The 12988-nt window shown below is 41.5% G+C and carries 10 protein-coding genes and 1 tRNA gene; 4 read left to right on the top strand and 7 right to left on the bottom strand.

Annotated features, from left to right (window positions below):
- Positions 1 to 117 precede the first annotated feature (117 nt).
- The 4 genes from DC487_RS00790 to DC487_RS00775 all read right to left on the bottom strand — a co-directional run bounded on the left by DC487_RS00790 (position 118) and on the right by DC487_RS00775 (position 7144).
- Positions 118 to 1833: a GMC oxidoreductase gene (locus DC487_RS00790; RefSeq protein WP_116774043.1), complete on the bottom strand. Its 1716-nt coding sequence runs from the start codon at positions 1831 to 1833 to the stop codon at positions 118 to 120.
- Positions 1834 to 1840: 7 nt separating this feature from the next.
- Positions 1841 to 2320, bottom strand: a complete 480-nt coding sequence (locus tag DC487_RS00785) for a gluconate 2-dehydrogenase subunit 3 family protein (protein WP_116774042.1) — start codon at positions 2318 to 2320, stop codon at positions 1841 to 1843.
- A 170-nt stretch (positions 2321 to 2490) separates the two neighbouring features.
- Positions 2491 to 3954 (bottom strand): SusD/RagB family nutrient-binding outer membrane lipoprotein, encoded by a 1464-nt coding sequence (locus DC487_RS00780; protein WP_116774041.1) that lies wholly within the window; start codon positions 3952 to 3954, stop codon positions 2491 to 2493.
- Between the two features lie 40 nt (positions 3955 to 3994).
- On the bottom strand, positions 3995 to 7144 hold the full coding sequence (locus DC487_RS00775; protein ID WP_116774040.1) for a SusC/RagA family TonB-linked outer membrane protein: 3150 nt from the start codon (positions 7142 to 7144) through the stop codon (positions 3995 to 3997).
- A gap of 380 nt (positions 7145 to 7524) precedes the next feature.
- Here DC487_RS00775 and DC487_RS00770 point away from each other — a divergent pair, with 380 nt between their 5' ends.
- The 4 genes from DC487_RS00770 to DC487_RS00755 all read left to right on the top strand — a co-directional run bounded on the left by DC487_RS00770 (position 7525) and on the right by DC487_RS00755 (position 11866).
- Positions 7525 to 8136, top strand: a complete 612-nt coding sequence (locus DC487_RS00770) for a fumarylacetoacetate hydrolase family protein (RefSeq protein ID WP_116774038.1) — start codon at positions 7525 to 7527, stop codon at positions 8134 to 8136.
- 3 nt (positions 8137 to 8139) lie between these two features.
- Positions 8140 to 9861, top strand: a complete 1722-nt coding sequence (locus DC487_RS00765; RefSeq protein WP_116774037.1) for a M23 family metallopeptidase — start codon at positions 8140 to 8142, stop codon at positions 9859 to 9861.
- Positions 9862 to 9873: 12 nt separating this feature from the next.
- Positions 9874 to 10335: a thioredoxin-dependent thiol peroxidase gene (bcp, locus tag DC487_RS00760; RefSeq protein ID WP_116774035.1), complete on the top strand. Its 462-nt coding sequence runs from the start codon at positions 9874 to 9876 to the stop codon at positions 10333 to 10335.
- 61 nt (positions 10336 to 10396) lie between these two features.
- Positions 10397 to 11866, top strand: a complete 1470-nt coding sequence (locus tag DC487_RS00755) for a glycine--tRNA ligase (protein ID WP_116774033.1) — start codon at positions 10397 to 10399, stop codon at positions 11864 to 11866.
- 208 nt (positions 11867 to 12074) lie between these two features.
- On the opposite strand, the gene nusG is transcribed toward DC487_RS00755, so the two are convergent.
- From nusG to DC487_RS00740, 3 genes are all read right to left on the bottom strand, one after another.
- A complete protein-coding gene (gene nusG / locus DC487_RS00750) occupies positions 12075 to 12620 on the bottom strand; it encodes a transcription termination/antitermination protein NusG (RefSeq protein WP_116774030.1) in 546 nt (181 codons plus the stop codon).
- 19 nt (positions 12621 to 12639) lie between these two features.
- Positions 12640 to 12834, bottom strand: a complete 195-nt coding sequence (secE, locus tag DC487_RS00745; protein WP_066756859.1) for a preprotein translocase subunit SecE — start codon at positions 12832 to 12834, stop codon at positions 12640 to 12642.
- Positions 12835 to 12866: 32 nt separating this feature from the next.
- A tRNA-Trp gene (locus DC487_RS00740) sits at positions 12867 to 12937 on the bottom strand.
- Positions 12938 to 12988: the final 51 nt, after the last annotated feature.

Genomic DNA, 12988 nt, shown 5'->3' with positions numbered 1-12988 from the left:
TTTATAATTGTTATGTTCTTCAGCAGCAATTAACAAAACTTTAACGGAATGCCGAAATATTTTTCATAAATATTTTCTGCATTCCGTCAATGATGTAATCCATTTGTATTGGAATCGTTACAGATTGCCTTTTTTGAGTTCATTCACAGCGTAGTCAACTGACCTCGCCGAAAAAGCCATATAAGTAAGAGAAGGATTTTGGGTAGAAGTGGAAGTCATGGCAGCTCCATCTGTAACAAACACATTGGGAACATCATGCATCTGATTCCATTTGTTGAGCACAGAAGTCTTAGGATCATGTCCCATTCGGGCACCGCCCATTTCGTGAATATCCAATCCGGGAGCTTGTGAATTCTCGTCTCTACGAATGTTGGTAAAACCAGCTTCGGTAAACATTTCCTCCATCGTATCGAGGTAATCCTTTTTCATCTTGGCATCATTATCATCATAATCTACCGAGATGTGTAGCAATGGGATACCCCAATCATCTTGTTGAGATTTATCTAGCGCGACATAGCTGGCTTCTTTTGGAATAGTCTCTCCCATCATGTGCGAACCTACGCCCCAATTGCCCCATTCTGGATTTAGCAAGGAGTTTTTCAGTTCTTCTCCCCAACCACTACGATCTGAGTTTTTAGAACGCCAAGCTCCAAATCCGGCTGCATATCCGCGTAAATAATCTGTTTCTTGTTTATGCAAGTTTCGGAATCGCGGAATATAACCCCCACCTGCAGGATTACGACCGGCCGTCGTGAAATCAGAAAGGCCTTCGTATTCCGCATAAATGCGTGCACTATAATTATGAAATGCCACATATTTACCTAAAGTTCCACTGTCATTGCCCAAACCATTTGGAAAACGTTCGGACTTAGAGTTTAATAAGATAAGATTGGTATTGATCGCAGCCGCGTTTACAAAGATCACTTTCGCATAGAAATCAATCTCCTCTTTGGTATTCCGATCGATTACGCGGACACCGATTGCTTTACCTTTATCTTTATCATACAATATCGAGTGTACTACTGCATCTGGGCGTAAGGTCATGTTACCCGTTTTTGCCGCCCATGGCAAGGTGGAAGCATTAGAGCTAAAGTAACCGCCAAACGGACATCCTCGCTGACATAACGTACGATTTTGACATTGCGTACGGCCTTGCTCGATATGTATAGGCTGTGGTTTGGAAATATGCGCACAACGTGCAGAGATAACCTTTCTCTCTGGGTATTTCTTCTCTATGCTTTGCTTGAAATATTTCTCTACTACATTGAGTGGATATCCCGGCAAGAATTCGCCATCAGGCAATTCTGGCAATCCATCTTTATCACCAGCGATGCCGGCAAAGCGTTCCACATAATCATACCAAGATTTGAGATCCTGATAACGGATCGGCCAATCGACGGCAAAACCATCACGTTGTGGTCCTTCAAAGTCAAAGTCCGACCAACGTTGTGTTTGTCGCGCCCAAAGCAAGGATTTACCGCCCACTTGATATCCGCGAATCCAGTCAAATGGTTTATCTTGTACGTAAGGGTGTTCCTTATCTTTCACAAAGAAATGTGCTGCATCTTCATGAAAAGCGTAGCAACGGCTCGCAATCGGATTTTCTTGCTTGTCCGCAAAAGTCATCTCATTGCGATGTTCAAACTCCCAAGGATTCATATTTGTCGTCGGATAATCTTTGATGTGTTTCACATCGCGACCGCGTTCCAATACTAGCGTTTTTAATCCCTTCTCACACAATTCCTTTGCCGACCATCCACCACTGATTCCAGATCCGATCACAATCGCATCATAGGTTCTGTCTTTGACGGAGTCAATATTTAAATTTGCCATAATTAGTTTACGCGTTTATCTTCACAGCACCATCATATCTTCCTGGTACTAATTCATAGATCAATTTATTAGTCATCACGTACTCCGAGTTGAGGTAACCTTGTAATGTCCGTGCTTTTAGGATGGTTGCAAACTGATCATCTTCTGGTAAACCTTTTAGATAAGCTAACAATTTGGTATCATCGTTACTCGCTTCTTTGTGGCATTTTTTGAGTCCGACTAGGAAAGCTTCTTGTTGTTCGGGCGATGCGCAATCGTCCAGCATTTTCATCACGAATAAATGCAAGTTCAGACTTTTACCGCCTGGTGAATCGCTCTCCGGAATGATAACATTCACTAGACGACCTAAAAGCTCTTCATCATCTGCTGAAAAATCGATATTTTGGAGGGCGATAGATGCTTTCTTCCCACTGAAATCGCAAGAACTAGCTATCAATAGACCACCCGCCATCACAAACATTTGTTTGATGACCTCTCTTCTCTTCATGTTGTGTGTTTGTAGATAATTGATCCGGCCAATTTACAAATAATATTGAATGTTGAATGACGCTAAATCGAATATTTGACACATCATATCCGTTACAATATATCTAAAAACATGAAAAAGGATTATGAGAGTAATCCTTTTTCATGTTTAATAATTAAAATTAAGATAATCTAATCTTCTACATCCCACCACACTCGTGTGGTTAGCGCATCAGCTCCCTGTTGTGCAATAGCATCTCGGTAACTTTGCGTATTTCGACCGGCCTCTTCCGTCGTATAAGCTTGTCTTCTTGGCAAGCTGCCGTTGGTATTCTGCGGTGCAGGCCCGGGATCTAAACGAGGGAAACCAGTACGTCTCCAATCTGTCCAAGATTCATAACCATTGGCCATATAGTTGGCCAACCATTTTTGAGTAATAATCTGTTCTAGACCTGAGGTTGGATTATAAGCTACCGTCGGTTGCGCTACATACTCAGCATAGGACTCTTCTAAATCTTCTACTTCATATTGCATAAATGAAGCGCGTATTCCATTGAGATAATGTGTCTGCGCATCTGGAATCCATCCAAGAAAAGCAGCTTCAGCCAACATAAATTCGACTTGAGCATAGGTGTTAAGCGGAAGTTCAGAATTTTGTGCCGTGAAACGATCTCCAATTAAGGAAACATTTTCCCGATTGTACGCACCAGTCTGTCCTTGTATTAGGCCAAAAGGCATCCCTACATACGTGCCTGTACTTAATGCTGGAAGTGCAAAAATCGACAATCTAGGATCGTTATGCAGTTCGAGTTGTTCGATCATGTATTCACTTACTGCGTAATCAACACGGCCGGTCACTTCGTAATTATTGAATAACGGGCTTTGGTTATTGGCGTCATTTAAGTAGCGAAATACCGCATTATCCCCTATGGCTGACATGGCACCTGCTTCATATGCTGCTAGAAATTCAGTTCTAGCCTTTTCTGGATTTACTTTACGAATGTGCAAAGCGGCAGCCATACGTAAAGTATTTGCCCATTTTACCCATTGGCTGACATTGCCGTTAAAAACAATATCCCCATTGACAGATCCTCCACCTTTTAATTGCTCTTGTGCTTCGGTCAGCTCTACAAATAGAGCGTTATATACAGATTCTTGCGAATCATAGCTTGGTGTCAAATTGGCTCTACCTTGCAGCGCTTCGCTGTATGGTATCATACCCCAACGATCGGTCATGTGCATAAAGTAGAATGCTTTCAGCACTCTGGCGACACCAATTTGACTTTCACTATCTCCACCATCAGTCACATAAGCCTGTGTAGAGGCTACAGGATCCATATTTAGGGCAATGATAGTCTGCAGATCCTGCAATGGTGCATTGTATATAGGATAGAAGTTGTAGATCGTGTTTTGAAAGCGAGATTCACTTGTATATTGAATTTCGGCCATATATTGTGGATACAAATCCTTGGCCCAGCCGGCAACACCTTCTGTCTGACTACCCAAAGAGCGTAATGCATTGGACAACAATAAAGTTGTATTAGGATTTAGTGCATCGTTTGGACTTGTATTGATGGATTCAAAGTTCTTGGTACAGCTGCTCAGTACAGCGGCAACTACCATACAAGTACTTAATTGTTTTATATATCTTTTCATTGTTATTGAGCTTATTAATGAATACTTGATTTACCTTCTCTTATAAACCTAAACGAAGACTGAAACCCCAAGAACGTGTACTTGGTAATTGCCCACCTTCAAACCAAGATGTTTCTAAGATGGACGGATCCACATTTCGATTTTTAGCATAAATCAACCAAGGATTCGTAGCTATTAATGAGAAACTAGCCGATTTAAATGGTGTGTTTTGGAATAATCGAGTTGGCAGATCATATCCAATATTTACCTCTCTCAACTTGATAAAACTACGGTCATATACCCATTCTTCCCATAAAGAGAACATATCATTTTCATACAAATTTTGGGTGTCTACAAAGATATCATTGACTTCTCCATTTTCCTTCACACCAGGTAAGAGAGTACCACCCATATTTTCAACTGGATCACGACGAGGTACACCGTTTTCATTTAAACCTGCAGTTTCGGCCAGTACACCGGTATAATTTCCGAACATAGAAGAGATAGACATGTATTTACCACCTTTTTGAAAGTCAAGGGAGAAACCAGCACGGAAATTTTTGTAAGAGAAAGATGACGTAAGACCACCCGTAAAATCTGGAATAATGCTTCCCAAATTCATATTGTCTTCTCGTAGATAATACCCATCTTCACCCACCACTCGGTTACCATTATCGTCTTTCACAATCCCCATTCCGATCAATTGACCATATGGCTGGCCTTCATACGCATTCAAAGTAATCAATGGAGAACCTACGAATCCGAAAGAGGAAGGTGTATCGTCTAATTCGATTTGTAGATTGCTTACTTGTTCATCTAGACGAACTACTTTATTTCTATTGATACCGATATTGGCATTTAGATCCCACTTGAAATTACTGTTGCGAATAGGTGTACCACCTAGGGTAAATTCGTAACCATGATTATCAATCCGACCTGCATTAATCAAACTTTGAGCAAAACCCGTAGTACCTGAAATCGGCAAGTTTAGGATCTGATTCGTAGCGCTACGCGTGTAATAGTTAAAATCAAACAATAAACGGCTATTGAAGAAGCGCAACTCGGTACCAATCTCGTATGAAGTAGATAGGGTCGGTAATAGATTTGCATTTGGAATAACATCAGGTACCGTTAATAAAGGATTACTACCGTATGCGTTGCGAATGCTGTATGTTTGCAAGATCTGATATGGATCGGTATCTGTACCTACTTTAGCGAATGAGGCTCTCAATTTACCGAAAGAGAAGAACTCATTTGGCTGAATAAAATGACTGAAGATAAACGAAGTAGACAATCCTCCATACAAGAATGAATTATTGTCCCTTGGCAAGGTCGAAGACCAGTCATTACGGATATTTCCTTCTAAATATAGAAAATCTTTATAACCAACTGCCGCATAACCATAGAGCGAATTGACTCGTTGATCAAAATATCGGGTTTGAACCGTTGGTCTATCAATAGAAGCTTCCAAAGTATACAAACCTGGTACTGCTAATCCGCCAGCAGTTGCTGCATCGGTAAAACGACGTTGATTGCGACGATATTCTCCAAATGCGGCTGCATCTACGGTGAAATCTCCATATTGTTCCTTAAATGCCAATGTACCAACATAGTTTACCTCATCCTGATTATTCAAGTATTGAGAATAACTAGCTTGCTGTAATGTACCACTGGCAATACGTTCGGTCTCTTCCATGTTCAGGAAGTTCCCTCGCGCAATCACGGAAGCACTCAAGGCATTCGTCAATTGATAACTTGCGGTAATATTACCATAGATCCGCTGATAGGTGTCAAATTGTGTATTTTCGTACACTTCCGTATATGGGTTATCCCAATATGCGGGATTAGGATTTGTCGGACTCACAATATTCCAACTTCTAAAGGTACCATCTGGACGTTTATAGTCACGCAATGTGCTCATATCCAACTGACGCTGAAACCACTGATTAAAAGACCCTGTAGTTTGAGAACTGTAACCATCTTTTGGTCGATTATTATACACCTCATGTTGGAAGTTCACATTAGCAGATACGGTTAGTTTATCTGTCAGATTTAAGGAAGAGTTTGTAGAAAGCCAATTTCTACCCAACTTACTATTGGGCACTATACCGGTGCGAGAAACATTCGTAAAAGAGAATCGAGTTTGATAATTATCTCCTGCTTTATCAAAAGCTATGTTAGTATTTGCACTTACACCTGTGTTGTAAAAATCACGAACATTGTTTGGTTGAGGCACTAAGGCTGTTAGTTGACCAAATTGAGGGTGAGATGGATCCCATCCATAGAATGGCATATACATCGTACCATCCATACGCGGACCCCAGCTTTCATCAGCTCCATAATTTAAGATATTCACACCATCATATGGTGCCAAATAGTCCGGTGCAATATTAGGATTGTGGTTATACGTACTCCACTCTTGCGAGTATCCACCAGCATATTCATTTTGATATTTCGGCAATAAGTAAACGCTTTCAAAAGATGTTGCTTGGTTGAAGTTTACACCAACGCCATCTCGTGTACGTCCGCCTAATGTCTTGATAACTACCGCACCTTCTGAACCGCGCTGACCGTATAATGCTGTCGCTGCTGGCCCTTTTAAAACCGTAAGATCGGCTACATCATCCATATTAACGGCTTCTGGCTCGGTAATCATTCCATCCACCACATAAATCGGATTTCCTCCAGATAGCGAGTTGATACCGCGAATACGGATCGTAGAAGTACCGAAAGCAGCACCAGATGTGGATTGTACTTGTACACCAGCAATCTTACCTGCTAATGCTGTATTCAAATCTGGCTGACGTACCATAGATAAATCTTCTCCTTTAATAGCTTGAACGCTATATCCTAGTGAGTTTCGCGTTCGTTGTACGCCAAGCGCTGTAACGATAACTTCACCAACGCTCTGATCTTCATCATCCAATTGAATGTTAATTGTGTTATCGCTGCCCAAGGGAAATATTTGCTGTTGCATACCAACGAAATTAACTGTAAGTGTGCTTGTATTTCCTGATAAATCGATCGTAAACTTACCCTGTGCATTAGTTTGTACGGCGATATCCGTACCTGTCGCGCGTACTGTAGCTCCCGCTAAAGGCTGACCTGTGCGAGACGATACAACATTACCGGAGATTGTCCGCGTCTGAGCATGCGCTATTCCCATTAGAAGTAGCCACGCCAAAATAAAACTGAATAGTTTTCTTTCCATAGTAAAAATATGTAGTTAGTGTGTGTGTATTATTTTATCCGCAAATACGGAAGTTAGTCTTGTTGTAAAAACTAAGAATTCAGAGGAAATCATTAGTTTTTTCAGTAGTGATTAGACAATTATAGTCACTTTTTAGCAGTTGATGGGTCATCATTTCTACAAAACACTATAAAAAGTATCGTATTTAACAAAAACACGTATTTATAATAACAATATAATTTAGTAACTCCCTTCTTGAATAAGTAAATAATCATTTCACGCCATCTAAGCAATCTCCCATCTCTTCCTTGTCTCGGCTCGCGATTTGCTTATATTTGTTATGCTGAGATGATTTACTGCTAACAAGCACATCAGCACATTACATTTAACTCAATAAATCCATGAAGATAGTCGCCATAGGCCGCAATTATATCAACCACGCAAAAGAGCTAAACAATCCTGTACCGGATGAACCAGTGATCTTCCTGAAGCCTGACACGGCCGTATTACGAGACGACAAAGACTTTTATTACCCTGAATTCTCCAAGGATATCCACTACGAAGTAGAAGTAGTGTTGCGTATTTGCAATGAGGGCAAACATGTCGCCGAAAAGTTTGCGCACAAGTACTATGATGCTATCGGATTAGGGATTGATTTTACCGCAAGAGATATTCAGCAAAAACATAAGGAGAAAGGTTTGCCTTGGGAATTGGCTAAAGCTTTCGACCAATCCGCCGTGATCAGTCCACTGATTCCGAAAGAAGAACTGGGTGACTTATCTAACCTATCCTTCTCGCTACAGAAAAATGGAGAAACTGTGCAATCAGGGAATACTAAGGATGTGATATTCCATTTCGATCAGTTAATTGCATACATTTCTCAGCGGATCACCTTACGCAAAGGCGACCTGATCTATACAGGAACACCGGAAGGCGTTGGCCCGGTACAGATTGGTGATCTGCTAGAAGGTTACTTGGGAGAGCGAAAAATGTTTAGTTGCCAAATTAAATAAAGCATGCAAAGATTATTTTCCAGTCTGCTGGTCGGCCTTTTTGGAGCGTTGGCTGTGCAGGCTCAACAAAACAATATTATTACGACGCGGGATTATCCGGTCAATTACTTCCGTTCGCCCTTGAATATTACGCCCGATGCTTCCGGCACTTTTGGCGAACTGCGTTCTACGCACTTTCATGCTGGAGATGATTACCGTACGCAGCAACGCACTGGCTTGCCGGTTTATGCAGTGGCGGACGGACAAGTTTCCCGCGTTCGTGTACAAATTGGAGGCGGAGGCAATTCCGTTTACATTGATCATCCCAATGGATACACTTCGGTGTACCTACATCTCGAAAACTTCAATGATGCATTGACCACTATTGTTCGCGCAGAACAATACAAGCAAAAACGTTTTGATGTGGATGTGATGGTAGACAAAGGCACTTTAAGCTTCCAAAAAGGGGACGTTATTGCCAACTCAGGGAATACGGGCGCATCTGGTGGACCGCATTTACATTTTGAAATCCGAGATACCAAGAGCCAACATCCGTTGAACACCCAGCTGTTTGGTTTGCAATTTGCAGATCGCTTTGCACCAACTATTCAAGGGCTAATGGTGTATGATTTGGGCGAAAGCATGTTCAACGAAAACACTTTCCGTCGCCCAGTAGCAGTGCGCGCGGTGAGCGGCACGGATTACAGACTGAGTAATAATGCCGCCATACAAGTCAATGGAAAATTTGGGCTCGGCATCAACACCATTGATCGCCATCGCGCTGGTGGATTTCAAAATGGGGTGTACTCAATCGAACTGTTTATTGACGGCAAGCCGATGTCTACCGTCCTTTTTGAGGAATTGGATTTCAATACCTCACGCGGTATACATTCGTATATTGATTACGCACAATGGAAACGTTCGAAAGCAAAATACCAAAAGAGCTTTAAAGATCCCGGCAACCCGATTGAGATCTTCCATCACCTGCCGAACGATGGCATCTTGGAGTTAAAAGACAATCAGGTGCACGATGTGAAATACGTGGTGAAGGATGTGAAAGGCAATTGTTCGGAGCTTAACTTTCAGATTCAGAACTCCGCAAATTATCAGCCGAAGGCAAATACAGTAAAAGGGCAATTAATGCCATACAATAAGACCAATCAATTTGCAAAGGATAATATTCAATTGGACATTCCAAAAGGTGTGCTGTATACTGATCTGGATTTTCTGTATAGCAGCAGCGCAAAACCGGCTGGTGGTTTTTCGGAAATCCATCACGTACACAATCCGCTGACACCGCTCTTCAGCACCTATCAACTAAAAATAAAGCCAACAAGCTTACCCGAAAGATTACGCGACAAAGCCTTGATCGCCTCTACACAATCCGGTTCGGAAGGCGGTAAATATGAGGATGGCTGGGTCGTTGTGAATACGCGCAATCTCGGTTCGTTTTATGTAGCAGTCGATACCGTAGCACCTAGCATCACACCGCGCAATCTTAGCCAAGGCAAGAATGTGTCGCAACAATCAAAGATCGATTTTACGATCTCTGATAATTTCTCGGGCATTCAATCATTTGATGGTTACATCGATGGCGAATGGGTATTGATCGAGTACGACCCCAAAAATAGACACCTTTGGCACACATTTCAATCTTCCTTAAGCAAAGGAAAACACCAGTTTCGATTGGTGGTCAAAGATTGGAAAGACAATGAACGTATCTATCAAGCAGAATTTACACGATAAACAAGATTTCATATGAGCACATTAGCAATTGGCGATCAAGCTCCGGCCATCACCGCCAAAAATCAGGAAGGAAATACCATTCAACTATCAGATTTTAAGGGCAAACGCGTCATCTTATATTTCTATCCGAAGGATAATACACCAGGATGTACCACAGAGGCTTGCAATTTTAGAGATAATTATCAAAGCTTATTGAAAGATGGGTTCGAGGTATTAGGCGTTAGTATTGACAGCGAACAATCGCACCAGAAATTCATTGCGAAGCACGAGCTGCCATTTAATTTATTAGCCGATGAAGATCAGAAAATAGTAAATGATTATGGCGTGTGGGTAGAAAAGAATATGTACGGCAAAAAATACATGGGCACAGCACGCACGACATTTGTGATCGATGAGCAAGGAAAGATCGCACATATCATCAAAAAAGTTGATAATAAAAATGCTTCTGAACAGATTAGAGCATTGTATCAATAAACCATTAACAAAGCAAAATGCATGCGCTTTTGCATGCCTTAAATAATTATATTTGCTACTTATGAGCAAACAGATAGACGATTTTTTTAAAAATATCATTTCGCATGCCAAGGAGTATGGTTTCGTATTCCCATCAAGCGAAATCTACGATGGCCTAAGTGCTGTCTACGACTATGGTCAACTAGGTTCTGAGTTGAAAAACAACTTGAAAACCTATTGGTGGAAATCTATGGTGCAATTGAATGATAACATTGTCGGGATCGACGCGGCGATCTTCATGCATCCGACTACTTGGAAAGCTTCAGGCCACGTCGATGGCTTTAGCGACCCGATGATTGACAACAAAGATTCGAAAAAGAGATATAGAGCTGATCAATTGATCGAAGACAAAATCGATCGATACGAACAAGACGGCAAAAGTGATAAAGCAGCCGAGTTGCAGACGGCATTAGATGCTGCTTTGAATGCAGATGATTTAGCGAAACTAAAAACACTTATCGAAGAGCATAATATCGTTTGTCCGATGTCGGGAACTAAGAACTGGACCGATGTGCGTCAGTTTAACCTGATGTTTGCGACGCAAATGGGTGCGATGGCAGATGGTGCAGAGCAAGTGTACCTTCGCCCAGAAACGGCTCAAGGTATTTTTGTAAACTTCCTGAACGTGCAGAAAACTGGCCGTATGAAAGTTCCCTTTGGAATTGCACAAATCGGAAAAGCTTTCCGTAATGAGGTGATTGCCCGTCAGTTCATCATTCGCATGCGTGAATTTGAACAAATGGAAATGCAATTCTTCGTACGACCAGGCACCGAGATGGAGTGGTACGATAAGTGGAAAGCACTACGCTTAAAATGGCACTTGGCGCTAGGACCTGATGCGGCAAAATACCGCTACCATGATCACGCTAAATTGGCTCATTATGCCAATGCCGCTGTAGATATTGAGTACGATTTCCCATTTGGCTTTAAAGAGGTAGAAGGTATTCACTCGCGTACAGATTTCGACTTGAGTCAACACCAGAAGTTTTCTGGCAAGAAAATGCAATACTTTGATCCAGAGGTAAATCAAAATTATGTGCCGTACGTGATCGAAACATCAATCGGTTTGGATCGCTTGTTCTTGACGGTTTTCGCTAATTCTTTGGTACATGAAGATTTATCAACAGATGAGAAGCAAGATTCACGCGTAGTATTAAAGTTTCACCCTGCAATCGCTCCTGTGAAAGCAGCGGTATTGCCTTTGACTAAGAAAGATGGCTTGCCAGACAAAGCAAAAGAAATACTTGCTAGATTGAAGCTGGATTTCAATACGCAGTATGATGAAAAAGATGCGATAGGCAAGCGTTACCGCCGTCAGGATGCGATCGGAACGCCATACTGTATCACAGTGGATTACCAAACATTGGAAGATAATACGGTTACCATTCGTCATCGTGATAGCATGGAGCAAGAGCGTGTAAGCATAGATCAGCTTCAGCAAATCATCCAAGATAATGTTGGTTGGACCAATCTATTGAAGCAGTTGATGTAGTTCATCAAACATATTCATCATTTATAGCGCGAGGCACTTCTTATGTGCCTCGCGCTATTAGTTTACACGCAATCCTAACATACCTATTGTAAAACCAATTTATAAATGATAGAAAAGTCCAAGCAGCTCTATTACTCTCGCAACCCTATTAACTACAAAAGCCCTTCTGCGAATTGCAAAAGGGCTTTCCTATATTTTGTAAAATCTTCTATTCTTTTTCTACTTGCATGTAGTTCAGTTCCAATGGCGTCTTACGACCAAAGACTTTCACCATCACAATAAGTTTCTTTTTATCTTCATGTACCTCTTCAATCTCGCCGGTAAAGCCATTGAATGGACCATCATTTACTTTCACGGTCTCACCTACGTAATAAGGAACATTGATGCTCTCACCTTGCTCGGCCATTTCATCTACCTTACCTAAGATACGATTAACTTCTGAAGGACGAAGTGGAATAGCATTACCCGCTTTATCACCTAAGAAACCGATTACGCTATTCACGTTTTTGATGGCGTGTTCAATCTCTCCATCTAAGGCAGCTTCGATCAAGACATATCCAGGGTAGTAGTTACGCTCTTTGGCTACTTTCTTGCCATCACGCATTTGATAATACTTCTCCATGGGAATGAGCACTTGGGTTACCAAATGTTGAATGCCGAGCCTATTGATCTCCGCCTCTACATATTGTTTAACCTTTTTCTCTTTACCACTTACAGCACGAACTACGTACCACTTCAGACTTTGATCCGCCATACCTTATAATTCCTGTAAATTAAGAGTTAATTCCGTATAAAAGCTCTAGTACGTTACTCGACACCTTATCCATGGCGAAGATCACCAAAGCAATAATGATAGAAGCAACAAGCACAATGACCGCATGATTTTGCAATTGTGCCCATGTAGGCCAAGTTACCTTTTCGGTAACTTCGACGTACGAGTCTTTAAAAAAATCAAGTACTTTTGCCATTTGTTAGTTTACTTGTATTAAGAGTTTCTTAGCACGGGCACTAGGATTCGAACCCAGATCAAAGGTTTTGGAGACCTCTATTCTACCATTGAACTATGCCCGTAGAATTTGTTTTTGAATGCTGCAAATATAGGTTTTAACTACCATTACAGCA

Origin of the sequence: Sphingobacterium corticibacter, assembly GCF_003076635.1 — a bacterium.
Taxonomy (GTDB): domain Bacteria; phylum Bacteroidota; class Bacteroidia; order Sphingobacteriales; family Sphingobacteriaceae; genus Sphingobacterium; species Sphingobacterium corticibacter.
Note: the sequence above shows the minus strand (reverse complement) of the source record. Positions and strands in the feature narration are given on the sequence as shown.